Source organism: Amycolatopsis decaplanina DSM 44594, assembly GCF_000342005.1.
Taxonomy (GTDB): Bacteria; Actinomycetota; Actinomycetes; order Mycobacteriales; family Pseudonocardiaceae; genus Amycolatopsis; species Amycolatopsis decaplanina.
Map to the genome: position 1 here is coordinate 71,390 of NZ_AOHO01000085.1, position 24,367 is coordinate 95,756.

Annotated in this window: 18 protein-coding genes and 1 pseudogene; 7 read left to right on the forward strand and 12 right to left on the reverse strand. The window is 69.2% G+C overall.

Annotation, left to right across the window (positions count from 1 at the left end; translation table 11 throughout):
- Window positions 1-22 precede the first annotated feature (22 nt).
- Window positions 23-1,366, reverse strand: a complete 1,344-nt coding sequence (locus H074_RS38380) for a cytochrome P450 (RefSeq protein WP_039924576.1) — start codon at window positions 1,364-1,366, stop codon at window positions 23-25.
- 171 nt (window positions 1,367-1,537) lie between these two features.
- On the opposite strand from H074_RS38380, the gene H074_RS38385 reads away from it, so the two are divergent.
- The gene (locus H074_RS38385) at window positions 1,538-2,350 is read left to right on the forward strand and encodes an SAM-dependent methyltransferase (protein WP_007035496.1); all 813 of its coding nucleotides are present in this window, start codon (window positions 1,538-1,540) and stop codon (window positions 2,348-2,350) included.
- Window positions 2,351-2,408: 58 nt separating this feature from the next.
- Here H074_RS38385 and H074_RS38390 read toward each other — a convergent pair whose 3' ends face one another.
- Complete coding sequence (locus H074_RS38390) at window positions 2,409-2,897, reverse strand: hypothetical protein (protein ID WP_007035497.1); 489 nt, start codon at window positions 2,895-2,897, stop codon at window positions 2,409-2,411.
- A gap of 124 nt (window positions 2,898-3,021) precedes the next feature.
- Between H074_RS38390 and H074_RS38395 the strand changes: the two genes are divergently transcribed.
- Window positions 3,022-5,841, forward strand: coding sequence for an AfsR/SARP family transcriptional regulator (locus tag H074_RS38395; RefSeq protein WP_007035498.1), 2,820 nt, complete (start codon window positions 3,022-3,024; stop codon window positions 5,839-5,841).
- Window positions 5,842-5,861: 20 nt separating this feature from the next.
- On the opposite strand, the pseudogene H074_RS39900 reads toward H074_RS38395, so the two are convergent.
- Window positions 5,862-6,935: pseudogene (locus H074_RS39900) on the reverse strand (MFS transporter); the annotation flags it as partial.
- Window positions 6,936-6,979: 44 nt separating this feature from the next.
- Here H074_RS39900 and H074_RS38405 point away from each other — a divergent pair.
- Window positions 6,980-7,918: a LysR family transcriptional regulator gene (locus tag H074_RS38405; RefSeq protein ID WP_007035500.1), complete on the forward strand. Its 939-nt coding sequence runs from the start codon at window positions 6,980-6,982 to the stop codon at window positions 7,916-7,918.
- Here H074_RS38405 and H074_RS38410 read toward each other — a convergent pair.
- From H074_RS38410 to H074_RS38440, 7 genes are all read right to left on the reverse strand, one after another.
- On the reverse strand, window positions 7,911-8,720 hold the full coding sequence (locus tag H074_RS38410) for an alpha/beta fold hydrolase (protein WP_007035501.1): 810 nt from the start codon (window positions 8,718-8,720) through the stop codon (window positions 7,911-7,913). The genes H074_RS38405 and H074_RS38410 overlap by 8 nt on opposite strands.
- A 138-nt stretch (window positions 8,721-8,858) precedes the next feature.
- The gene (locus tag H074_RS38415) at window positions 8,859-11,210 is read right to left on the reverse strand and encodes a polysaccharide lyase 8 family protein (RefSeq protein WP_007035502.1); all 2,352 of its coding nucleotides are present in this window, start codon (window positions 11,208-11,210) and stop codon (window positions 8,859-8,861) included.
- 75 nt (window positions 11,211-11,285) lie between these two features.
- Window positions 11,286-12,743, reverse strand: a complete 1,458-nt coding sequence (locus tag H074_RS38420; RefSeq protein ID WP_007035503.1) for an aldehyde dehydrogenase (NADP(+)) — start codon at window positions 12,741-12,743, stop codon at window positions 11,286-11,288.
- A 15-nt stretch (window positions 12,744-12,758) separates the two neighbouring features.
- Window positions 12,759-13,904: a hypothetical protein gene (locus H074_RS38425; protein WP_007035504.1), complete on the reverse strand. Its 1,146-nt coding sequence runs from the start codon at window positions 13,902-13,904 to the stop codon at window positions 12,759-12,761.
- Window positions 13,905-13,908: 4 nt separating this feature from the next.
- Window positions 13,909-15,165, reverse strand: coding sequence for a glucarate dehydratase family protein (locus H074_RS38430; protein ID WP_007035505.1), 1,257 nt, complete (start codon window positions 15,163-15,165; stop codon window positions 13,909-13,911).
- 2 nt (window positions 15,166-15,167) lie between these two features.
- Window positions 15,168-16,112, reverse strand: coding sequence for a 5-dehydro-4-deoxyglucarate dehydratase (locus tag H074_RS38435; RefSeq protein ID WP_007035506.1), 945 nt, complete (start codon window positions 16,110-16,112; stop codon window positions 15,168-15,170).
- 46 nt (window positions 16,113-16,158) lie between these two features.
- Complete coding sequence (locus tag H074_RS38440; protein WP_007035507.1) at window positions 16,159-17,670, reverse strand: sodium:solute symporter family protein; 1,512 nt, start codon at window positions 17,668-17,670, stop codon at window positions 16,159-16,161.
- Between the two features lie 154 nt (window positions 17,671-17,824).
- Here H074_RS38440 and H074_RS38445 point away from each other — a divergent pair, with 154 nt between their 5' ends.
- From H074_RS38445 to H074_RS38460, 4 genes are all read left to right on the forward strand, one after another.
- The gene (locus H074_RS38445; protein WP_007035508.1) at window positions 17,825-18,640 is read left to right on the forward strand and encodes an IclR family transcriptional regulator; all 816 of its coding nucleotides are present in this window, start codon (window positions 17,825-17,827) and stop codon (window positions 18,638-18,640) included.
- Between the two features lie 36 nt (window positions 18,641-18,676).
- Window positions 18,677-19,501, forward strand: a complete 825-nt coding sequence (locus tag H074_RS38450; RefSeq protein ID WP_007035509.1) for an NAD-dependent epimerase/dehydratase family protein — start codon at window positions 18,677-18,679, stop codon at window positions 19,499-19,501.
- A 12-nt stretch (window positions 19,502-19,513) separates the two neighbouring features.
- Window positions 19,514-19,813 carry a hypothetical protein gene (locus H074_RS38455; RefSeq protein ID WP_007035510.1) on the forward strand — a complete coding sequence of 100 codons (300 nt, stop codon included), beginning with the start codon at window positions 19,514-19,516 and terminating at the stop codon, window positions 19,811-19,813.
- A gap of 318 nt (window positions 19,814-20,131) precedes the next feature.
- On the forward strand, window positions 20,132-21,043 hold the full coding sequence (locus tag H074_RS38460; RefSeq protein ID WP_235096998.1) for an aminoglycoside phosphotransferase family protein: 912 nt from the start codon (window positions 20,132-20,134) through the stop codon (window positions 21,041-21,043).
- 12 nt (window positions 21,044-21,055) lie between these two features.
- Here the strand turns inward: H074_RS38460 and H074_RS38465 are convergent, their stop codons facing one another.
- Both H074_RS38465 and H074_RS38470 read right to left on the reverse strand, forming a co-directional pair.
- Entirely contained in the window at window positions 21,056-22,012 is a 957-nt protein-coding gene (locus tag H074_RS38465) for a peptidylprolyl isomerase (RefSeq protein WP_007035512.1), read from the reverse strand.
- 60 nt (window positions 22,013-22,072) lie between these two features.
- Window positions 22,073-24,364, reverse strand: coding sequence for a glycosyl hydrolase family 95 catalytic domain-containing protein (locus H074_RS38470; RefSeq protein WP_007035513.1), 2,292 nt, complete (start codon window positions 24,362-24,364; stop codon window positions 22,073-22,075).
- Between the last annotated feature and the right edge of the window lie 3 nt (window positions 24,365-24,367).

Sequence of the window (24,367 nt, forward strand, 5' to 3'; positions counted from 1 at the left end):
CCTGGTGATCGAACGCTCACCGTCAGCCCGTTGTCCTCGGCCGCGCGATCATCGGCAACCGGTTCGGCTGCATCGTCGCTTTGATCTTGGGAAAGACCTTCACCCCCGGTACCGGTTCCAGCCGCCACCGAGCGCTGATCGTCGCCGCCACCAACGCGATCTCCGTGGGAGCGAACTGATGGCCGGGGCACAGCCGGGCGCCGGCGCCGAACGGGATGAACGCGCCCTTCGGCACCTCGGCGGCGCGCTCGGGCTCCCAGCGATCCGGATCGAACCGTTCGGGATCGGGGAACCAGCGCGGATCGCGATGCAGCGTGTGCTGGCTGACCGCGACCTCGGTACCGGCGGGGATGCGCACACCGCCTAGTTCGACGTCCTCCCGCGCCCGCCGCATCAGGATCACCGGCGGGGTCCGGCGGACGACCTCGTTGATGATCCGCTGCGTGTACACCAGGCGCGGCAGGTGTTCGAACCGCGCGGGCCCGCCGGCCAGCACCTCGTCGACCTCGGCGTGGAAGCGGCGCTCGATGTCCGGCCGCGCCCCGATCTCGTGGAAGAACCACGCGAGCGCGACGGCCGTGGTCTCGGCGCCGGTGGTGAGGATCGTGATGACCTCGTCCTCCACCTGACGGTCGGTCATCTTCTCGCCGGTCTCGTCGTCCTTGGCCAGCAACAACATCGACAGCAGATCGCCCTGATCGCCGCCCTTCCCGCGCGCCTCGACGACGGCGTCGCCGATGACCCGCCGCAGCCGCGCGGCCGCCGCGTCGAACTCACGGTTCGCCGGGATCGGCAGGCGTTCCACGAACTTCGGCGAGAAGGCCCGGACCATGACGTACTTCAACATGATCGGGATCGACCGCTGGATCTCGGTGAGCGCGTCGTCACCGAGTTCGGTGGAGAACAGCGTGCGCCCGGAGATGGTCAGCGCGAGATCCTGCATGCGCCGGTCGAATTCGACCACCTCGCCCGGTTTCCACGAGTCGGCGAGGTCAGCAGCGAGCTTCGTCATCGTCGTCTCGGCATAGAGCGCGATACGGCTTCGCTGGAAGGCGGGCAGCATCATCCGGCGTTGCCGCTGGTTGAAGGCGCCGTTGGAGGTCGCGAGCCCGTCGCCGAACAACGGCCGCATCTTGTCGAACACGATGCCTTTGTCGAACTTCCCCGCGTCGACCGCGAGCAGCCGCCAGGCCAGTTCCGGCGTGGTGACCAGGTAGACCGGCATCGGGCCGAAGTCGAGTCGCACGACGTCGCCGTGCGATCGCAGTGAGGACAACAGTTTCAGCGGATCACGGAGCATCGGCACGGTATGCCCCAGCACCGGCCACCGGCCTGGTGCGACAGCGACGTCCGGAGGTGGTGCCATCGTGCTCGTCTCCCGGTGCCTGGACGCTGAACCCGGCAACTTTAGGACCACGAGGCCGCGGACGGGGTTCCGCCGCCGCACATCCACACGATCGGACGATGGCAGCCCGGCCCCGTGAGCCCGCTAGACTCCTGTGCCCCATCGGATCCCAATCGAACGGCGGCGACGACGGTGACTTCGAACCTGAGCTGGGTGCCCCCCGAGGTCGACACGACCGTGCCGAATCCCGCCCGGGTCTACGACTACTGGCTCAACGGCGATCACAACTTCCAGGCCGACCGTGAACTGGGCGAACAGATCCTGAAGATCATGCCGGGCATCCGCGACGCGGCCCGGCTCAACCGGGCCTTCCTGCGGCGTGCCGCGCAGCACATGGTGGAAGCGGGTGTGCGGCAGTTCCTCGACATCGGCTCCGGTATCCCGACCGTCGGCAACCTCCACGAGATCGTCCAGCGGATCGACCCGTCCTGCCGGGTGGTCTACGTCGACCGCGAATCGGTCGCCATGGCACACGCGAAACTGCTGTTGCGCGGCAACGACCGATGCGCGGCGATCCAGGCCGACCTCCGCGACGTCGACGACATCCTCGACGCGCCCGAAACGAGGGAACTGCTGGACCTCGACCAGCCGGTCGGCCTGTTCATGTTGTTGCTGCTGCATTTCGTGCCGGACTCGTGGGAGCCGCACGCGGTACTGGCCCGCTACCGGGAGCGGATCGCCCCCGGCAGCTTCCTCGCCATCTCGCACGTCGCCGCCGACGCGAACTCGAGCGGCCTCGACGAGGCCATCGAGGCGTACAAGAGCACCCAGAACGACCCCATCCCCCGGACCCACGACCAGGTGCTTTCGTTCTTCGAGGGATTCGACGTCATCGAACCCGGCGTCGTCGGCTGTGCGATGTGGAATCCCCAGGGCGCCGGTGACATGTCCGAAGACCCCGAGATCAACTCACTCCCGTATGCCGGGGTGGGCCGGAAGCCGTAGGGGCACGCCTCGTGAGTGGTAAGGACGGTTAGAACCGTCCTTACCACTCACGAGTCACTCAGGGCAGCACGTCGGTCACGGTGTCCTTGATGACCTGCCACTTGCCGTGCTCGCGCACCAGCGTCAGGCTGATCGTGTAGTGCCGGTCGATGTTCTGCGACGGCGCCTTGTAGTAGGCGTCGAGGATCGCGAAGCCCATCTTGCAGTCCTCGACGACGGTGTGGGTCACCGTCCACGGCATGCTGTACTCGTACGGAAGCTTGAACTGCACGTCGACCACCGGCTCCACGTTGGCCTCGTAGCCGATGAACAGCTGTCCTTTGCGCCCGACGGTCACCATGTTCTGGTGGATGATCGCCCGGTAGCGGGCCTCGTCGCGTTTGTTGTAGCTGTCCATGTCCTCCCAGACGGCGCGGTCGAACGCGCGCTGACAGGCTTGCCGTTCGTTCTCGGCCTGCTGATCACTGGCCGCCGCCGCGGCCGGTACGCCGATCCCCGCCGCCGCCACGACCAGTCCGGCCAAGGCCGCGTGATAACGCTTGCGCATGGGGTTCTCCTCATCACATCCTGTACTTCTTCCACCAGCAGATTCGCCGGACGGCGCATCACAGCTGCATCACTTCCGCACCGGCGCGGACGCGGGGCCGGTTAACCTCGCGGGAGGGGGTGCGATGGAGTTCCGGATACTGGGGCCGGTGCAGTGCCGGAGTGGCGCGCGGCCGCTGAAGCTGGCGGGCTCGCGGCAAGAGCGCATCCTGGCCGCGCTCCTGCTCGGCGCCGATCGCGTCGTCTCGGTCTCACGGCTGGTGGACGTCGTTTGGGACGAGGATCCGCCCGCCACGGCCGTCCGCCAGATCCGCAATCTCACCACCGCCCTGAAGCGCACTCTCGTCGCAGAGGGCGCCGCGGAAGACGTCCTGACCGCCGAAGGACCCGGCTTCGTCCTGCGCCCGCACACCTTCGACCTGCGCTCGTTCGAGGAGCACGTCTCGCGTGGCGAGTTCCGCGAAGCACTCAGGTGCTGGCACGGACCGGCTCTGTCCGGTGTGGACAGTATGGCGCTGCGCGGCGAGGCCGAAGAACTCGACGAGCGCCGTCTGTCCGTTGTGGAGCGTTGCCTCGACGAAGAGATCTCCGCCGGTGAAGACTCTGTCGCGGAGCTGACGGCGCTGGTCGCCGAACACCCGCTCCGGGAGCCGTTCGCCGGGCTGCTCATGCGCGCGCTGCATCAGCAGGGCAGGCAGGCCGACGCGCTGAACGTCTACCGGCAGGCGCGCACGCGGCTGGTGGAGGAACTCGGAATCGATCCCGGACCGAAGCTGCGCGAACTCTACGAGCGAATCCTCCGCGACGAGCCGGAATACGGCAAGACCCGCTGCTTCCTCCCTTACGACGTACCGGATTTCACCGGCAGGGAGGCCGAGATCGGCCGCCTGCTCGACGCCGTCCACCTCGGCCGCCCGGTGACCGTCGACGGTATGGCCGGTGTCGGCAAGACCTCGCTCGCCGTCCACGCCGCGCACCGGCTCGCCGCCGACTTCCCCGACGGGCAACTGTTCGTGGATCTGCACGGCCATTCCCCCGCCCGTGAACCACTCCCGCCGGAGGCCGCACTCGAAGCCCTGCTCGGGCAGCTGGACGTCCCGGCTTCCCGGCTCCCCGGCGGCGTGGACCGGCGGGCCGAACTGTGGCGGGCCAGAACGGCGGGCCGGTCGCTGCTCGTGGTCCTCGACAACGCCGCGAGCGCCGAACAGCTACGGCCGCTGTTGCCGGGTTCGGCCACGGTCGCCCTCGTGGTCACCGGGAGGCGCCGCCTGGCCGCCGTCGACGGTGCCGCGTCGATCAGTCTCGAAGTCCTGCCGGACGAACAGGCGGGCGCCCTGTTCGCGGCGGCGTCCGGGCGACCGGACTCGGGCGTGGCCGCGTTGTGCGGGAATCTGCCGTTGGCGATCCGGATCGCCGCCGCCCGGCTGCAGAATCGTCCACAGTGGACCGTGGAGACCTTGGCCGAGCGGCTGGGCTCCGAACACGACAGGCTCGCCGAGCTGAAGGTCGCCGGACGCGACGTCGCCGCGGCCTTCGCACTGTCCTATCGGGAACTCGACGCCGCGCAACAGCGCATGTTCCGTTTGCTGGGGCGAAATCCCGGTACCGACATCGGTGTGCCCGCGGCGGCCGCGCTGGCCGGTACCGGCGAAAGCGAGGCCGAACGCCTGCTGGAGGACCTGCTCGACGCCCACCTGCTCAGGCAGCCCTCGCTGGGCCGCTATGCGTTCCATGACCTGATCGCCGAGCACGCCCGTAACGCCGCACGCGACGAGGAATCGGCTCCGGCCGTGAACCGGCTGCTCGATCACTACCGCGACGGCGGCGGCCCTGACTGGTACCGGACGGAACGGGCGAACCTGGTCGCGGTGACCCGCCACGCCCTCGACGCCGGTCTCGACGAGTACGCCTGGCGGATCGCCGCGGACACCACGGAACACCTCCGGGAGAGCGGGCACCTCGACGAGCTGCTCGCCGTGGCGCGGACCGGGATCGCCGCCGCCCGGCGGATCGGCGATCCGCACGCGATCCAGCTGAGCCTGGCGAGCCTCACCCTGGCGTTCTGGGAGAACGGGCGGCTCACCGAGGGGATGGACCGCGCCCTGGAACGGCTGGACGTCGTCCGTGCGTCCGGCGATCGCGCGGCCGAGGCGATCGCGCTGTCCAGAGCGGGCGCGCTGCACAGCATGCTCGGCCGCTACCCCGAGGCGATCCGGTTCTATCGTGACGGCCTGGCCGTCGCGGACGAGACCACCGACCTCGACGCCGCCGCCACGCTCTGGACCAACCTCAGCAACACGCAGGAGGTGCTCGGCAGGCTGGACGACGCGCTGGAGTCGGCCCGGCGGGCGGTGGCGCTGCGCGAGGACGCCCGCGGCACGATCCTGAGTTCGGCCCAGCTCGGCCTGGTCCTCGCCCGGCTCGGCCGCTTCGACGAGGCCTTCGAGGCCATCGAGCGTTCGATCACCGCGTCGCGGGACCTCGGCTACCTGTTCGGCGAGGCGTGGAGCCGGATCGACCTCTCCGACGCCCTGCTGCTCGCCCACCGGCCGGGCGACGCGCGCGAGCAGGCCGAACGCGCGTGCGCGATCCTCACCCGGCTCAACCATCCGCTGTTGCTGGCCATGGCGGCCAACAGCCTGGGCACCGCCTGCCTCGCGCTCGGCGAGACGACGGCGAGCCACCGGCAGCATCGGCTCGCGCTCGAAACGGCGAGGCGGATCGGCTACCGGCTGCAGGAAGCCCGCGCGCTGGCCGGGCTGGGACAGGCCGGCGCCGCGCGGGACCACTACGCCGCGATGGGCCTGCCCGCGGACCCCACCAGCAGGGAGACCACGGCGAGCGCCGCCGTACTCCACAGCAACGGCAGGACACCCGCCCCTTCGACGACCAAGCCGCCGGCGAATGCGCCCAGGGCGATCGAACCGGTGAACACGCCGACGTAGAGACCGGTGACGTGCTCGACGCGATCAGGTGCGATGGCGGTCATCCACAGTTGCGCTCCGACCGACAGTCCGCCGTAGGCCATCCCCCACAGGGCGATCGCGATCCCGGCGGCGAGCGCCGAGGCACCGAAGAGCGCCAGAACCCCGAGCGCGACGGCGATACCGGCCGCCAGCAGCAGCACGGTCAGGCGTGGCCTGCGCCCGGCACCGGCCCCGGCCACGAAGTTGCCGATCAGTCCGAAAACGCCGTAGAGGAGCAACAGCAGCGCGATCGCGTCCGCCGGCATCCGGGGCAGTTCTTCGAGAGCGGGACGCACGTAGGTGTACGCGGCGAAGTGCGCGGTGACCAGCAGCACCACCACGGCGAGCCCCGTGACCACGGCGGGACGGAACAACGAGCGGCGCTGTCCGGCGCCGGTCTCCGCGACGACGACGGGACGGCGCAGCGTGGGCAGCGTCAGCAGCAAAGCGGGGACGAGGAGCAACGCGATCACGGTGAGCGCGCAGAAGGCGGCCCGCCAGCCGAAAGCGTTTCCCACGAACGTGCCCAACGGCACCCCGAGCACCGAGGCGGCGGCGACACCACTGACGACGAACGAAACCGCGAGGGCGCTGTCACGAGGCGCGACCAGCCGGATGGCCACAGCCGAGGCCATCCCCCAGACGGCGCCCATGCCGATACCGAGAACGACCCGCGAGACCATGAGGAGCCCGAAATCGACGGCGATCGTGGTCAGCCCGTTGCCGGCGGCCAGCACCACCACGGCCGCGGCCAGCACCCGGCGCCGATCGAGGTTCCCGAGCAGCCGCGGGACCACTGGAGCGGTGACCGCCGAAACCAGGCCGGTGACGGTCAGGCTGAGGCCGGTCGCCCCTGGGGAGAGGCCCAGGCCGTCCGCCATCGGGGTGAGCATCCCGACCGGCAGCATCTCGGAGGTCACCACCAGGAACGTGCTCAGCGTGAGCACGCCGACGGCGACCCATCGCGGCAGGGAAGTCCGCTCCTGACGGACCGGATCCGGGTAGGACACAGAAGAACTCATGCCGTCCAGCCCATCACCGCGCGGCACCCGGAACAACGGCGCCTTCCTCATCGATCGATGAGCCTGGCTAATCGATGCGGTGCTATCGTCCGAGTATGGGCGACGCGCTTCCCACCATGCATCAGGCGCATCTGCAGCAGATCGAATGCCTGGTCACGCTGGCGGAGGAACTGCATTTCGGGCACACGGCCGAGCGGCTCGGTTACTCGCAATCGCGCGTGAGCCAGCTCATCGCCGCCCTGGAGACGCGGGTCGGCGCGCGGCTGGTCGAGCGCACCAGCCGCAAGGTCGGCCTCACCCGCGTCGGCGCACAGTTCGTCAAAGAAGTCCGCCCCGCCTATCGCGCCCTGCTCCGCACCTTCGAGCGCGCGCGTGAGCGGGCGATGCGCGGCGCCCTCGAAGAACTGCGGGTCGGGTTCACCGGCATGGTCTACGAAGAGGTCACCTCGACCTTCCGCGCGCTGCACGATCAGCACGGCGTGGCCGTGCACACCCACGACGTCCCGCTCGGCTCACCGTTCACCGCCGTGCTCGAGGGCGAGGTCGACGCTGTCATCGCGGAGCTCCCGGTCCACGAACCCGAGCTCACGGTCGGCTTCCGGTTCCCGCCGCAAGACCAGTACGTGATGGTCGGAGCCGGTCACCCGATCGCGGAGCGGGAGTCGATCGACCTGGAAGAACTCGCGAAGCTCGACCTGCTCCACCGGGCCGGTGACGGACCCGGCTACTGGAAAGCCGCGCGCACCCCGCCGGCCACTCCGTCGGGCACGCCGATTCCCTCGACCGCGGGCATCACGACCGTCCAGCAGGGAATGGCGTTGGCGGCGTCCGGAATGCACGCGATGCTGGTGTGCCGCCCGCTGACGGAGCAGCACACCCGCACCGATCTGCGCTACGTCCCGGTCCGCGGCCTGGAGGCCACCAGCCAGCTCGGGCTCGTCTGGCGGACCGGCCACGTCAGCCCACCGTTGACCGCGCTGGCCGGGCTGCTCGAACAGGCGAGCCCGGCCGAACCGCTGAAGATCGTCACTTGAGGAAATCGGTGAGCAGACCGCGCAAGGTGTCCGGCTGGTGGAGGACGCCGTGGTCCTGCCCCTCGACGGTGGCGTACCGGGCGCCGGGGACCGTGTCCGCGACCGCGCGGGTGCCCGCCCGCATCCAGGCTTCGCTCTCCCCGCCGTCCATGACCAGCGTGGGTACCGAGATCTTGGCCAGCCTGTCCGTGGGCAACACGTTGCCGGGACCGCAGAGCGCGAGGTCGTAGGGCAGTGTGTGGGCGAGTCCGGTGAACCACGCCCAGAACGGGTCGTCCCGCATCCCCTTGACGACCTCGGCCGGTGTGGCCGTCCCCTCGACCAGGAAGAGCTCCGCCGCGCCGTCGCGGTCGCCGTCGGCGATCAAGGCCCGGACGCGGTCGAAGAGGTCGGCCGCGGGCCTGGTACGGCTGTCGTCGACGACGTACGGCGGCTCGTACACGGCGAGGCTGGTCATGGCGACGCCTCTGGCGGCCGCCTCCAGCCCCAGCACCGCACCCGACGAATGCCCGAACACCGCGGCCGAACCGCCCACGTGCTCGACCAACGCGGCGAGATCCTCGACCTCGCGCTCCACCGAATAGACCGCGCCCGCACCGCTGTCACCCCGCCCGCGCCGGTCGTAGGCGATCGCGGTGAAGTCCGGGGCCAGCGTCGCGGCCAGGCCGGCCAGGGTCGTCCGGTCGTTGAACGCGCCACCGACCAGGATGACCGGCGCGCCCTCCCCGGCCCGGTCGAAGGCGATCGGGGTGCCGTCGGCCGAGGTCACGGTCTCGAACGAGGTGGTCATCAGGTCCTCCATAGGGTCGCTGCAACTTTAGCTTCGTCCCTGGGTCGGAGCCGACGATCACCGCTCGACATCACTTACGAAGATTTCCGAAGAATTCCCGGTGCTCGGACACCACGTCGTCCGGGACGCCCCGGACCCGCAATCAGTCACCTAAATGCGGACGATCTGTGTGGCACCGAACGTGTCCTTCACCGGCACCTCGACGGTCTTCCGCCGCACGGTCACGCGCAGGGCATCCTGCCGCTGCGTCGGATCCGAAACGGCCAGCTGCCAACCGTTCCCCGTCCGGCCGAGCGCCACCGACGCAGGACCGGACACCGACACCTCGTCGACGGAGCCGGCCTCGAAGAAGTTCGCCAGCAGGGTCGCGTCCCACAGCCGGACGGCCTGCACGGTCGCGGTGTTGGACCGCACACGCCACGCCCAGGCCGAGGCGATCGTCTCCAGCACCGACGCGGTGGGAAGGACCACGTAGGCGTAGCGCGCGTTGGAGGGCTTGATCCCGTGCTCGATCACCAGCTTCTGATAGCGCCGGGTGTAGGGCACCGTGGTGCCCTTGGTGTTGGCGCCCTTGTCGACGTCGCGCCAGGTCCCCGTCCGGTCCTCGCGCAGCGCGGTCACCTCGGCGTCGTCGAGCAGGACGTAGCCACCGACCCTCTCGAGGTGCAACCATCGCTTGCGCCGCAGGGACTCCGAGCCGCCGACCAGATGACCATCGGCCAGCAGGACACCGGATCCGTTCTCACCGAGGTTGCGGTTCTCGATCGTGGTCCGGATCCGCTCGCCGGAGGAGTCGGTGATCCCGGCACCGAGGCACACCACACCCGACGGCGTGAAGAACCACGACTTCTTCGCGGTCAGCGTGCCGTCCTGCGAAATGAAGTCGAGGGCGTGCGCGCCGTGCCGCGCGTCCCAGCGGACTCCACCGCAGTGATCCTTGCTGGTCAGCGGCACCTGCTCCAGTTTCGGGGCCGGGCCGGTCTTGGTGGTCGTGCCCGGCAGCAGCAGCGGGTCGACCGTCGGCCAGTAGGCGTCGGTGAAGTGCCCTTTGGCCTTGGGCAGGAACAGGTACAGCGAACCGTCGCCGGTGTACCAGCCGTGCAGGTTCATCGAGTTGACCGACTCGTACCGCGCGATCCGTGTCGAGGCGATGCCGAGCGAGGCCGACCAGCCTTCGGTGATGTGCACCATCCGGTCCTGCTGGCCGAACACGCGATGCGTCGCGACCGTCGGCGTCGGCCGGATCTCGGTCGCCAGCAACTCTTGCGCGAACTCGATGCCGGGGATGCCGACGAGGTCCGGTCCCGGCGCGAACCGCTCGGGGTCAGGGATCTTGAGGTACGGCGCGAAAGTGTCCTCGGTGATCCACTTCGCGGCCAGGCCGCCGAGTTCATCCTTGCGCTTCCCGCTCGCCGATCGCGCCAGCAGGACCACCGCGCCGGTGAGCTGGTGCCCGATGTCGTGCGCGGATTCCCCTTGCCGGGAAAGGAACCGGCCGCGGACGGACTCCATCAGCGCGCCCGCGTAGACGAACGGCGCGAACGTGTCCGAGACCAGCCCGTACGCCGCGTCGCGCACCTCGGCGGGCAGTTCGAACTCCGTGCCCTTGGTGACGTGGATGGCGGACGCGACGGCGGTGAGCAGGATGATGCCGTAATGGCCGGGATACGGCACCGAATCGTGCTGGAGGAAGGAACCGTCGGTGTGGAAGCCGTCGCCCGCCGCGCGGTGGAGTTTGGCGATGACGCTCGCCGCTCCCCCGCCTTCGGCGTCGGTGAACGCCCCGACGCCGCGTCTGATCCGTTCGACGTCCCCGAGCATCGCGCCGGAGACGATGGAGATCGTCGACTTGTCCGCGCGGTTGGCGCCGGTTTCGACGACGCTCGGGTTGTTGGTGCGCAGGTTCGGGTTGCCGGAGAATTTCAGCACCGGCCTCAGGTACTTGGCGAGTTCGTCCTGGGTGAGCTCGTCCGCGACCGTCGCGAGGATGTGCAGCAGGTAGAGCGGGATGCCGATCTCGTAGGTGTACCAGTTGCCGATCTCGGTGGTCTTCTCGCTGTACTGATCGCTGGTGTACAGCAGTTCCAGCGCCGCCTTGATCCGGCCGAGCACGGCGGGATCGCCCGCCAGCGCACCGCCCGGGGTACCCCAGTTGACCGCGATCGCGCGGAGCCGGGCGTACATCGACGTCGTGAACTCGCTGCCGGGGCCGAGTGGAAGGTCCTTCCACAATGGACCGTCGCCGACCGTCATGCTGTCGTGGTAGGCCTTCGCGACCCTGTCGAGATTCGCCAGCGCGGCCGTGCGTTCCGCTGACGGCCGGTTGATGCCGGTCTGCAGCTCGCGATAGCCGGTGACGATGGAGGACGTACCCGACGGACCCGGAGGCGCGGGCCGCGCTGACGAAGGACTCGCGAGAGCGGACGTGAGCGCCACCGAAGCGGCCGCCGCCGTGCCCGAGCGCAGGGCGGTTCGTCTGGTGACGTCAGCGAAGTGGGGCATGACGGGGCCTCCCAAGGTCTAGGGCTCGTGAGTGGTAAGGACGGTTAGAACCGTCCTTACCACTCACGAGGTTTTCTAGCGTTTCCCGTCGATCCTGCGGGGCAGGTCCCACGGGTTGTTCTCCTGCAGCGGTTCCGGCAGCAGCGCGTCGGGGAAGCCCTGCCAGGCGATCGGCCGCAGGAACCGCTCGATCGCGGCGGTGCCGACCGAGGTACTGGTCGGCGCGGTGGTCGCCGGGTAGGGACCACCGTGTTCCTGTGCCCAGGTGACCGTGACGCCGGTCGGCCAGTCGTTCCACAGCAGGCGGCCGGCGACCCGGGTCAGCGACGGGAGGACCGGGCGGATCCAGTCCACATCGGACTCCTCACCCTGGATGGTCGCGGTGAGCCCTGGTTCCATCACGCCGAGCAGGCTGATCAGCTCGGCCTGGTCGGCGTAGGTGACGATCAGCGACGCCGGGCCGAAGCATTCCTCGCGGACGGTGTCGGCGTCGGCCAGGAATGCCTTGGCGGTGGTGGCGAGCAGGGTCGCGCCGTGTGAGATCCCTTCCGTGCCACCGGACTCCGAGAGCACCTCGACACCGGCGACCTCGCTCAGCTTCGCCAGTCCGCCGGCGAAGCCCGCCGCGATGCGCTCGTTGAGCATCGGCTGCGCCGGGATCGCCGAGACGGCCTCGCGCAGCGTGTCTTCGAGGCCGTGGCCCTCGGGAAGGAACAGCAGCCCCGGCTTGGTGCAGAACTGCCCCGCGCCGAGCGTGAACGAACCCGCGTAGCCCTTGGCGACCGCCTCACCGCGAGCGTCGATCGCGGCTTGCGTGACCACGACCGGGTTGACGCTGCCGAGTTCTCCGTAGAACGGGATCGGCGACGGCCGCGAGGTCGCGATGTCGAACAGCGCGCGCCCGCCCGGCACCGAACCGGTGAACGACGCCGCCTGGATCCGCGGGTCCTTCAACGCCGCGACGCCGTTCTGCTGGCCGTGGATGACCGCGAAGATCCCTTCCGGGGCACCGGCCTTGACCAGCGCCTCACGCAGGACCTCGCCGGTGCGGGCGGACAGCTCCGGGTGCCCCGAGTGCGCCTTGAGCACGACCGGGCAGCCCGCGGCCAGCGCCGACGCGGTGTCACCGCCCGCGACGCTGAACGCGAACGGGAAGTTGCTGGCGGCGAACACCAGCACCGGTCCGATCGGGGTGAGCAGCCGCCGGATGTCCGGCCGCGGCCCCATCGGCCACGCGGCGTCCGCGTGGTCGACGGTGGCGCCGAGGAACTCGCCGTCGGCCAGCACCTCGCCGAACAGGCGCAGCTGGAACGTCGTGCGCTTCAGCTCTCCCTGCAGGCGCGGCGAGGCCGGGAGATGCGTCTCCCGGTTGGCCAGCGCGATCAGCTCGTCGGCGGCCGCGTCGAGGGCGTCCGCGGCCGCGTTCAGCCATCCGGCGCGCTGGGCTGGGGTCGCGGCCGCCGCCGTGCCTGCCGCATCGGCGGCGGCCGCGAGGATCTGTTCGAGCGTGGCGGGATCCGTTGCCTGGCTCATGATTTTCTGCTTCTCCTAGAGTTCTTGCGCGGCGCTGACGGCGGCGATGAGATCCGCCCAGCGCCCCGGGCCGGCGAGGCCGAGGTGGTACAGGTGCAGTTCGGTGGCGCCTGCCTTGCCGAGTTCGGTGGTGTAGGCCTCGATGTCGGGCACCGGGGTCGCCGCCACCGCGGTGATGTAGCTGCCGACGGCGACCTTCTCCGGCAGTTTCGCCCGTGCCGCCGCGACGGCGCCCACACTGGGGTGACCGGGTGCCCAGTTCTGCAGCACCACCGCGTCGACGTCGTCCGGGGCGGACGGTGTCAGTCCCGGCAGCGCGCCGGTGACCCAGGGGTCCATCGCGCCGTGCAGCACGATCCTGGGCCCGGACGGGATCTTCGCGAGCACCTCACGCCGGAGGGCGTCGGTCGCCTGCTGGCGGGTGTCGAGCAGGACCTGCCGCAGGGTGGGCAGGATCTTGTCCTCTCCTGTGCGGAGGTCGCCGCTGTCGATCAGCCGACGGACCTCGGCACGCAGCTTGCCCAGTGCCTTCGCCGGATCCTGCCCGGCCGCCGCCCAGGCGTCGAGACAGGCGTCGCAGCAACAGATCGAAAGCAGCCGGGCCACCGCGGGCGACCAGACGCCGTCGGTCTTCTCGTGCTGGTGCTGGTGCACGGCGCCGAGCGGACCACACGCCTCGAGGATGACCGTGGCGAAGTCGAGCCCGGCGAGGCTTTCCGCGGTCACGTTCGCCGCGTACTCGCGGACGGCGGGCTGGCCGGGGCACAGCGCCCACGGATACCGCTCGCCGAAACAGTTGCGCACGGTGAAATCGGGGAACTCCGTGCCCAGCTGGGAATTATGGGTCAGCACGAGCCACGCCGCGGCCGGGATACCCGCCTCGTTCAACGCCCGGACGGCGTCACCCGCGCTGTCGCGGCTTTCGACCCAGTCCGGTTCGGCGGGCCTCAGCTCACCCCAGGCCTCCTCACGCACCGGCCGGTACAGCGCCGCGTGGCGCGCGACGACCGAGGTGCGCTCGGGCGACCAGGGCGTCGCCGCGCGGGCGCTGTGATACGACACCGCGACGGCGACCTCGTCGACGCCGAGTTCCCGTACGCGCTCGACGAACCCGGGGTCGTCGACGACGTCCCAGGGGTAGGCGTATCCGGTGACCTTCACCTCGTCACCACCGTGCCGTGTTCGGTTCGAAGCTTCCGACGAACTTCCGCATATAGGTCACGTCATCCCGTTTGGTCTGTCCACTTCGGACATAGTCTTCATGGGCCCGCGCCAGCGCGTCGGGGTCGAGTTCGACCCCGAGCCCCGGCTTGCCGGGCACCGCGACCGCACCGTCGACGAACTCCAGCGCACCCGGGGCGATGACGTCGGCCGTCTTCCACGGCCAGTGGGTGTCGCAGGCGTAGGTCAGGTGCGGCGTCGCCGCGGCCACGTGCACCATAGCGGCCAGACTGATCCCGAGATGACTGTTCGAATGCATGGAAAGCCCCACGTCGAAGCATTCCGCCGTGGTGGAGAGGGCCTGGGTGTCCCGCAGACCACCCCAGTAATGATGGTCCGAAAGTATTACGCCGACCGCTCGCTGCCGGAACGCGGGCTCGATGTCCGCGAAGCGCACGACGCACATGTTCGTGGCCAGCGGCATGTTCGCCTTCTCGGCGACCCGCGCCATGCCCTCGATGCCCGGCGTCGGGTCTTCGAGGTACTCCAGGACGCCGTCGAGTTCTTCGGCGACCCGGATCCCCGTCTCGACGGTCCACGCCGCGTTCGGGTCGATCCGGAGCGGGTGGTCGGGGAACGCCTCCGCGAGCGCGCGGATCCCGTCCATCTCCTGGTCGGGGTCGAAGGCGCCGCCCTTGAGTTTGATGGAGCCGAAGCCGTACTCCTCCACCATGCGGCGTGCCTCGCCGACGAGCGCCTCCGGCGTGGTCACCTCACCCCACGAGTCCTCCTCGGCGCCGAGGTGGGCGCCGAACTTGTAGAACAGGTAGGCGGAGAAGTCGACGGCGTCGCGCGCCTTGCCGCCGAGCAGGTCCACCACCGGCCTGCCGAGGTAGTGGCCCTGCGCGTCGAGCGCGGCCACCTCGAACAGCGAGTACACGCTGGCGACGGTCTTGCTGACGGAGAAGCCGCCGGTGAGCCCGTGAGCGTCGGCGAAGACGACCTCGCCGAGTGTGGTGGCGATCTTCCGGCGGAGGCCGGGCAGGTCGAACACGTCGTGCCCCTTGAGTTCCGGGAGCACCTTCCTGACCTGCTCAAGGAACGCGAGGTCACCGTAGGACTCGCCGAGGCCGACCACACCGTCCTCGCAGATCAGCTGGACGACACCGCGTAGCGCGAAGGGCTCGTGCACGCCCATCGCGTTGAGCAGCGGCGGGTCGGCGAAGGCGACCGGGGTCAGGACGACGTCGAGAACCTTCATCTTCAGGCACCGGCCTCGACGGTCTTGAGGACGGCGAACCCGTCGTCGATGATCTTCTCCAGGCGGGCGATCTGGTCCGCGGTGGGCTCGACCAGCGGCGGCCGGACCGAGCCGACCTTGTCGCCGCGCAGCCGCGCGGCGGCCTTGACCAGCGACACGGCGAAGCCCTGTCCCTCGTCCCGCAGCGCCACCAGCGGAAGGTAGAACCCGGCGAGCAGCGCCTCCATGACGGCGTCGTCGTTCTCCGCGAGCGCGCGGTGGAAGCGGGCCGCGATCTCGGGGGCGAAACAGTGCACGGCCGAGGAATACCGCGCCACGCCGACCGCGGAGTAGGCGCGCGCGGAGACCTCCGCTGTGGGAAGACCGTTGAAGAACAGGAAATCCCTGGCCCGGTCGGTGCCGGTCGAGCGGATCGTGGTGATGATCCGGCTCATGAGCTCGACGTCGCCGAAGCCGTCCTTGATGCCGACCACCGACGGGATGTCGAGCAGGTCCACGGCCGAGTCCGGGGTGAACACACCGGTGGAACGGTGGTAGACGATCACCGGGATCGACGAATCGCCGACGGCGTACCGGACGTGGTCGACCAGACCGGAAGGCGGGCCGGTGACCAGGTAGGGCGGCAGGAGGAGGACGCCGTCCGCGCCGCCCGCCTCCGCCGCCGCGATCCCGGCACGGGCCGACGCCGCACCGCCGCCGGCCCCGACCCAGACGGGCACCCGCCCGGCGACGACCTCACGAGCCTTACGCAGGATCGCTGCGTGCTCGTCCGGGGACAGCGAGCTGAATTCGCCCGTACCGCAGGCGACGAACAGCGCACCGGCTCCGGCGGCCACGTGGCTCTCGACGGTTTCCGCGAACGCGTCGAGGTTGAGTTCCAGCCCCTCGGTGAAGGGGGTCAAGGGGAACGCCAGTAGGCCGTCGAGTTCGATCTTGGGCTGTGCCATGGATTTCTCTTTCGTTCTTTGTGGATGGTCCCGGGTACGGGCCCGGTCAGGCGGGCACGGTGGTGCCGTCCTGCGACTTGCGGGGTGTGACGTCGTCGTCGCGGTCGATCGTGTCGATGATCTCGTCGGTGGAGGCCTTGCGCTCGGGCATGAGGTAGCCGAGCCCGATGAACAGCGCCAGCGAGACCAGGATCGGGGTGGACACGGTGACCGCGAGGGTGGCGTTGTAGCCGTAGTAAGCGATCGCGTAGGCGATGAGACCGCCCGCCCACGAGATCAGCGCCGCGCGGGAGCCGGAGCGGCGGAACGCCGGGAGCATGCCGAGCAGCAGCGGCACCGAGATCGGGCCCATCAGGGCCGCGACCCAGAGCACCACGATACCGAGGACACCGCCGAGTTTCTCGGCCTGCGTGGCCACCGCCATGGTCAGCACGACGAAGATCACCGTCGAAACCCGCGCGGCGAGCAGCCCCTGCGATTCGGTGAAGTTCCTGGCCTTCTTCCACAGCACCGGCATCATGTCGCGGGTGATCACCGCCGAGATCGCGTTGGCGTCGGAGGAGACCATCGCCATGGTGTGCGAGAAGATCCCGGCCAGCACCAGCCCGACCAGACCCGGCGGGAGGAACGTCGTGGTCATGATCGCGTAGGCGTTGTTGGGGTTCGAGATGTTCGGGATCAGCAGCGGGGCCGCGAACATCGGGAACATCATCACCAGCGGCCACACCAGGTACAGGATCGAGGAGAGCCGCGCGCCGCGACGGGCTTCGTAGGTGTTCGGCGCGGCCATGTAGCGCTGCGCCAGGTTCCACATACCGCCGTTGTACTCCAGCGTCTTCACCAGCACGTAGACGAGCAACACCACGGTGGTGAACTTCGACGTGGTCGGGTTGAGGTGGGCCGGCGGGAGGTCACCCCAGACGGTCCACAGGCCGGAGACGCCGCCGAGCTTGTCCAGCACGACCCACAGCATCACGATCGCCGCGATGGCCTGGATGACGAACTGGCCGAAGTCGGTGAGCGCGTCGGCCCAGAGACCGCCGACGGTGCAGTAGATCAGCGTGATCGAACCGGTGATGATGATGCCCCAGGTGTAGGGCACGCCCGCGAAGACGTTGAGGATCGTCGCGACCGCGAACCACTTGGCCGCGATGTCGAAGATCTTCAGGAGGCTGCCGCTCCAGGCCAGCGCCTGCTGGGTGGGCACGTTGAAGCGCTTCGCCAGGTACTCGAGAGGCGAGGCGACACCGAGCTTCGAGCGCAGCCGGTTCCACCGCGAGGCGAACAACCAGCTGCCGATGCCGACGCCGATCCCGATACTGGCCATGCCCCAGAAGTAGACGGTGATGCCGTCCGTGTACGCGACGCCCGCGTACGCGACGAAGAGCACGGCGCTGTAGCCGGACATGTGGTGGGAGATACCGGCCAGCCACCACGGCATTTTGCCGCCGGCCGTGAAGAAGTCGCTGACCGTGCTGACGCGGCTGTGCGACCACAAGCCGATCACCACCATCAGGACGAAGTACGCGGACACCATGATCCAGTCCAGTAAATGCACCGCTGACTCCTTTCCGCGTTCACGAAGGCCCAGCCCGACCTGTTCACATCCATGAACGGAGTCTGTTATAGTGATTATGTTCATCCATAAGAACGCTGTTCGGGACGCTAATATGGCCGGAGTCACAAGTCAACGGCCGGATGGAGGAGCGCGGATGCCACAGCAGGAAGCCGCTGTCACCGTGGCGAACGGCGCGTTCGCCGCGCCCGAACCCGCCGGGGTCAAATCGGCCAGGCGGGCGATCGACCTCATCGAGACCTTCGCCGCGAACGATGTGTGGCTTTCACTGTCGGACCTTCACGCGCGGACCGGTTTCCCCAGGTCGAGCCTCCACGGGCTGCTCCGCACCCTGCTCGAAGCCGGCTGGCTGGAGGTGGACACCAACACCGCCCGCTACCGCCTCGGCGTCCGCGCGCTGATCTGTGGCACCGCCTATCTGGACCGCGACCCGGTCGTCCCGTACGCGACCGAGGCACTGGAGCGGATCCGGGAGAAGACCGGCTTCACCGCGCATTTCGCGCGCCGCGAGGGCACCGACGTCGTCTACCTGGAGACACGCGAATCACGGCATTCGACGCATCTCGTGTCCCGTGTCGGCCGCACGCTGCCCACCCACGCGACCGCGCTGGGGAAGGCTTTACTGGCCGAACTGACGCACGACGAGATCGACGGGCTCCTGACCGGAGAGCTGTCGGCGCTCACCCCGAACACCATCACCACCGTCGAGGCGCTGCACGCCGAATGCGCGAAGACCCGCGAACGCGGCTATGCGGCGGAAATCGAGGAAGGCAGCCTCGGCGTCCGGTGCGTCGCGGCCGTGATCCCGTACCGCATCCCCGGCACGGACGCGATCAGTTGCTCCATGCCGATCACCGAAGTCACCGATGCCGACGCCCGGCGCGTCGGCGAGCTTCTCGCCGAAATCACCGCGGAACTCGGCCAGCAACTGCGCCGCGCCGGCATCCGCTGACCATCCCGTACTTCTGTTCACTGACAAGGGGTTCACATGGCAGACCAGCGCGTCCTGATCACCGGCTCGGCGGGCATCGTCGGCACCCTGATGCGGTCGCGGCTTCGCCGTTCCGGCCGGGTACTGCGGCTGCTCGACCTGGCCGCGCAGCCCGAAGCCGCGGGAGGCGAGGACGTCGAACTGATCACCGCTTCGGTGACCGACCCGGAGGCGATGGCGGAGGCTTGCACCGGCGTCGACGCGGTGATCCACCTCGGCGGGCACAGCCGCGAGAACTCGTGGGAAGCCACCCTCGACGTCAACATCAACGGCACCCACACCGTCCTCGAAGCCGCGCGTGCCGCCGGAGTGCCGCGCGTGATCCTGGCTTCCAGCAACCACTCCGTAGGCTTCCGCCGCAACGACGAGGCAGGCGAGAACGGCCTCCCCGCCGACTCCACGCCCCGGCCCGACACCTACTACGGCGTCAGCAAGGCGGCCATCGAAGCACTCGGCAGCCTGTACCACTCGCGCTTCGGCATGGACGTGATCGTCATCCGGATCGGCTCCTGCTTCGAAAGCCCGCTCGTCCTCGGCCCGCGCGGCCTGACGACCTGGCTCTCCCCCGACGACGGCGCCCGCCTGTTCGAGGCCTGCCTGAGCTACCCCTCCCCCGGCTACCGGCTGATCTGGGGCGTCTCGGACAACACGCGCCGGATCTACTCGCTCGCCGAAGCCGAGGAACTGGGCTACAAGTCGCTCGACAACGCCGAGACCTACGCCGACCAGCTCGCGGACAAACCCGCGCCGACCGGGGTGGCGGCGGAGTACGTCGGCGGGCCGTTCTGCACCGCACCGCTGGGGGCGCACAACCCGCTCTGAGATCATCGTCCGGTGAGGAAGGACGTTCGGCAACGACTCGTCGCGGATCGGCGGGAGTTGGTGGCGAGCCTTGAGGATCTTCTGTTCCGCCACGACCCGATCGGCATCGGCTTCGGGGACGACACCGACGAATACCAGCCCGAAGCCGAATCGATCGCCCTGCGTCTCCCCGAAGCCGTATCGGAGCTCGACCTTCAACGGATCGTCCACGAAGAGTTCGTCCGTTGGTTCGACGCTGACATCGCGGGCACCGCCGACCGTTTCGTCACGATCGCGCGAGAGATCTGGCGAACCGGTTTCTTTGATCGGTAACACAAGCTGTCGCGGTGACGTTGGGTGAGGGGTGTGTGGAGACAGAGACGTTGAGTGTCCCTATTTCCACACACCCCAAGTCGTCGCCGGGGACGGACAGCAGGCCACCGCCCGCGCGACCCGTCGGTCACCGCGGAGGTCGTCCTCAGCCTGACCGTCAGTCCGGTCCGCCGGGCCAGCTCGCCGATCGAGTACCGGGGGTCGTCGTCCATGCCGCACACCCTCGCACCTCCCCTCGGGGGAGATACAAGGTGGAATACCGGTTGATCGAACTGATGAGGCCGTGCCACGCTGCCGACAGCCGTGGGCAGCCGGTCCGTGGCCATCTCATCGGGATCGCTGCTGCCGCAGGAGTTCCACTTGACCGTCGAAACAACTCCGGTGATCGATGCCGCCTTGGCGAGGCGTCTGATCGATACGCAGTTCCCGCGGTGGGCCGGGTTGCCGCTGCGTCCACACTCCCCGGCAGGCTCGGACCACGTGATCTACCGGCTGGGTGAGGAGCTGTCCGTTCGGCTGCCTCGCCACGACGGGGCGATCGAACAGGCGAGCAAGGAAGCCGAGTGGTTGCCCAAGCTTGCTCCGCACCTGCCGCTGGCCGTGCCCGTGGTGGTCGAGGTGGGCGAACCGGACTTCGACTATCCGTGGCCATGGGCGGTATCGCGCTGGCTGGACGGCGAAGTGGCGACCGTCGACGCCTTGTCCGGCTCTCACGAGGCCGCCGGTGTGCTGGCCGAGTTCCTGAGCGCACTCCATCGGTTCGACGCCGCAGCGGCCGACGAGCTCGTCGGCAGGCCGCTGGCCGCACGGGACGCGGCGACGCGCTCCGCCATCGCGAAAGTCGGTGACACGTTCGACGCGGCGGCGATGGCCGAGCTCTGGGACTCGGCCCTCGCCGCTCCGGATCGGGACGGCCCGCCGGTCTGGTTCCACGGCGATTTCCACACCGGCAACCTGCTGATGACCGGCGGCCGCCTCAGTGCGGTCATCGACTTCGGTGAGTTCGCCATGGGCGATCCGGCCCGCGACCTGATGATCGCCTTCACCCTCATGTCGGCCGAGACGCGTGCGACCTTCCGCGCCGCGCTCGATGTCGACGACGCCACCTGGACTCGCGGTCGCGGCTGGGCACTCGCCACCGGCCTGAACGCCTACGTCACCTACGCCGCGCACAACCCCCTCGTCGCCGCGCAGACCACTCGCCAGATCACCCATGCCCTCGCCGGCTGAACAGCGTTCGGCTCAGCCCACCGCGATCGACTGGAACTTCACCTCGATCCGCGGCGGCCCCGTCCCGTCACCGGGACCGTTCGAGTCGTCCACCCCACCGCGCGCGACCTTGTCCAGTGTCTGCAGGCCCGCGTCCGAGATGCTCCCGAACACCGTGTACTCCGGCGGCAGTTCCGCCTCACCGAAGACCATGAAGAACTGGCTGCCGCCCGAGTCCGGGTTCTGGGTCTTCGCCATGGCGAGGATCCCGCGGCCGTACCTGAGTTCGGGGAAGATCTCGTCCGGGATCGTGTAGCCCGGTCCGCCCATGCCGGTGCCCTGCGGGTCGCCGCACTGGAGCATCTGCAGTCCCGTGACGCCGAGCCGGTGACACGACGTGCCGTCGAAGTAGCCCTGCTGCGCCAGCGAGAGAAAGTTCGCCACGGTGCACGGCGCGAGCGCGCGGTCCAGCGTCAGCCCGATGTCGCCCGCGGTCGTCTTGACCGTCACCTCCGACGTGCCGGACGCCGGAGTCGGTCCCGCCGCCGGCGGATCCACCTTCTTCGCCGCTTCCTTCGAGGTGTCCGCCGGGTAGGCGCAGTTCGTCGGATCCGCCAACGGCGTGCTGCGCTTCGGCGTCGGAAGCCGGCCCGTCGGGATGTTCACCGGGCTCTGCGTCGCCGTGTCGTCGGAACTGGACATCGGCGCCGAGGAGGACGAAGGCGACGCGACCGCGCTCTTGCCCTTCGAGTCCGACAGGAAGAACCCCGGCGCCACGAAGCCGAGGATCGCCACGACGGCGACCACCACGACGAGTCCCAGCACACCGAGCCCGATCCAGAGTGCCGTCTTGTTCGACGGTGGCGGCTGCTGTGGCGCGCCGTACCAGCCTTGTTGCTGGTACGGCTGCTGCGGATAGGGCTGCTGATACTGCCCCTGCGGAGCGGGCGGCTGACCTTCGGGCTCGCCCGGCTGCGGCGGCTGGGACATCGGTGCTCCTGTCATCCGGAGGAAGTACAGGAACACTCTCGCGTATCACCACTCACGACGTCACGGCATCCCCCACGGCGTGCCGTCCCCGTTCGCCGGGACGGGCCGGACCTCGAGGTCGGGCCGGTCGCCCGCGCGGTGCACGACAGCCTCTTCCCCACGCCGCAGGTCGATCCGGACGTCTCCGTTCGGCAGCCGCCGCCAGCGCTTCGGCCTGCCCCACCGGTCGCGGACGGTCAGCTCCCCCTCCAGGTCCGTCCGCAGCACGCACGGCGCCCCCGCCTCGCTGGTGACCTTGACCCAGCGCGTCTTCCCGCCCTGCCGGGAGGCGCTGAGCAGGAAGGCGCCCTCCGTGCGGAAGTCGCGCAGCGCGGCATCCGCCCATTCGGCGGGCACGGCCGGGAACAGCCGGATGACCCCGCCCCAGCTCTGCACGAGCATGTCGTGCAGCGACTGCGCGGCCGAGAGCGGCGTCTCGATCACCGGACCGGATTCCTTGTACATCGTGTTCGGCTGGATGTAGCGCCGCTGCAGTTCTCCGAGATAGAACTCCGCCTTCTCGCCGCGCAGCATCTGCGCCGAAATCGAAGCGGCGCCGGTGAACGTATAGCCCTGCAACGCGCCCTCGAAGCCCACCCAGTGATCGAGCGAGGTCTCGATGATCCGGCGGTGCTCCGGGCGCTCCCAGGTGATCTCGTACAGCGGGTAGATCTGCAGCAGATGCGAGTAGTGCCGATGCGATTTCGCGAACGGCACGCCCGCGCCGATCATGTAACCGTTGGCGTCGGCCGGATACGGGACCAGCGTGGCCAGTACCTCCCGCCACCGCCGCGCGAGCGGGTCGTCGACGCGCAGTTCCGCCGCCGACTCCAGCAGAGTCTTGCAGCCCCAGCGGAGCAGCGAGAGGTCGTAGTTGCAGTCGGGCGCGTTGACGCCGTACTCCGGGGAGAACGTCGCCGGAAGGTGCAGCTTCCCGTCCGGCCCGGGCGTCAGGAAGTGGAGGTAGTAGTTGATCGCCTTGCGCAGCAGAGGGAACAGGGTGTCGCGCAGAAGGCGCCGATCCATCGTGTGCCGATAGGACAGCCAGACGTTGTGCAGCGCCCAGGTGAGATTGCCGACCTCCGGCGTCGGCGTCTCCTTGCCGGGGACGCCGACCGGGAACCCGGAGTTCGTCCCGAACGCGCCGTTGAGCAGGTTCATGTCGGTCGTGCGCGGGATGCCCGCCGAATCGTGCTGGTACGGCTCGGCGACCTGGCTCGTCAGGTTCGCCCGGTACTTGCCGAGAGCATGACTGACAGCGTCCAGTTCGAGGTGGTTGGACCCGTGGACGATCCAGTACTCGAGCTGGACGTTGAGGTTCCACCACGTCGCGGGCCACGGGGTCGGTTCCAGCCACGGTCCGCAGGTCGCCATCACCGGCGCTTCCCGGCGCGCCGCGGAAGCGATCTTGTACAGCTGGATCCAGTAGAAGCTCTGCAGCCGGGTGTCCGGAATGGACAGGAAACCGTGCCGGTAGTAGTCGTGCCACCAGCGACGATGTTCGGCGGTCAACGCGGAGAACGGCTCGGCCCGGCGGACCGCCTTCAGCGCTTCTCGCGCGGCCGTTCTCTTCGGATACGACCATGCCACGGAGGTGTACAGCGTCCGCTTCGATCCCCGGGTGACCTCGCGCCACGCCGTGACGTGCTCGCCGCCCGCCAGCAGGCTCTGCACGGAAAGCCTGCTGTCACCGCTGCTTTCCAGGCTCGCGGGCGGGTTGGCGACGTACCCGGCGGGCGGCGGCTTCCCGAACTTCGGATCCGTTCTCGGGCTCACCGCCTCCGCCGGATGGAAGATCCACTCGAAGCCGCGCTCCCCCTCGGTCGGCTCGACCTCGACGGCCAGCAGCGGCTGTCCGGTGTGGACGATCGCCCGCAGCGAGAGGCTGCCCGCGGCCGTGGTGATCGTGCCCCGGAGTTCGGCGTTCCAGAGGTCCATCCGCCAGTCGATCCCGGTGATGGCGCCGACCGGTTCGAGGGTGAAATGCCCGATCGGCAACCGCGCGAGCCCGAACAGGGACCCGAACTCGGGCCGATGATCCTGCACCTCGCTGTGCTGGACGTTGAACCGGACGGCGTTCCGGCCGGGCTCGGCGTAGATGCCCGAGCCGAGGAATCCGTTGCCCAGGAAGGGGCCTTCGTACCAAGTCTTCGGCATGCGGCGCCAGATCAGGTCGGCCGTGCCGAGGAAGCCGGGCCAGTCGAGGCCGTCGAGCGCGAAGTCGTTCTCCACCGCCGACGCGGACGGCGCGAATCCGGCCGCCGCCACGCCCGCCAACGCCCCTCCCAGCACCGTCCTGCGAGTGATGTCCATCCT

Excerpts from the sequence above, each read along its gene's own strand:
- H074_RS38380 (WP_039924576.1), bottom strand. The coding sequence starts at position 1,366 with ATGGCACCACCTCCGGACGTCGCTGTCGCACCAGGCCGGTGGCCGGTG.
- H074_RS38390 (WP_007035497.1), bottom strand. The coding sequence starts at position 2,897 with ATGCGCAAGCGTTATCACGCGGCCTTGGCCGGACTGGTCGTGGCGGCG.
- H074_RS38395 (WP_007035498.1), top strand. The coding sequence starts at position 3,022 with ATGGAGTTCCGGATACTGGGGCCGGTGCAGTGCCGGAGTGGCGCGCGG.
- H074_RS38405 (WP_007035500.1), top strand. The coding sequence starts at position 6,980 with ATGGGCGACGCGCTTCCCACCATGCATCAGGCGCATCTGCAGCAGATC.
- H074_RS38410 (WP_007035501.1), bottom strand. The coding sequence starts at position 8,720 with ATGGAGGACCTGATGACCACCTCGTTCGAGACCGTGACCTCGGCCGAC.
- H074_RS38415 (WP_007035502.1), bottom strand. The coding sequence starts at position 11,210 with ATGCCCCACTTCGCTGACGTCACCAGACGAACCGCCCTGCGCTCGGGC.
- H074_RS38420 (WP_007035503.1), bottom strand. The coding sequence starts at position 12,743 with ATGAGCCAGGCAACGGATCCCGCCACGCTCGAACAGATCCTCGCGGCC.
- H074_RS38430 (WP_007035505.1), bottom strand. The coding sequence starts at position 15,165 with ATGAAGGTTCTCGACGTCGTCCTGACCCCGGTCGCCTTCGCCGACCCG.
- H074_RS38435 (WP_007035506.1), bottom strand. The coding sequence starts at position 16,112 with ATGGCACAGCCCAAGATCGAACTCGACGGCCTACTGGCGTTCCCCTTG.
- H074_RS38445 (WP_007035508.1), top strand. The coding sequence starts at position 17,825 with ATGCCACAGCAGGAAGCCGCTGTCACCGTGGCGAACGGCGCGTTCGCC.
- H074_RS38450 (WP_007035509.1), top strand. The coding sequence starts at position 18,677 with ATGGCAGACCAGCGCGTCCTGATCACCGGCTCGGCGGGCATCGTCGGC.
- H074_RS38465 (WP_007035512.1), bottom strand. The coding sequence starts at position 22,012 with ATGTCCCAGCCGCCGCAGCCGGGCGAGCCCGAAGGTCAGCCGCCCGCT.
- H074_RS38470 (WP_007035513.1), bottom strand. The coding sequence starts at position 24,364 with ATGGACATCACTCGCAGGACGGTGCTGGGAGGGGCGTTGGCGGGCGTG.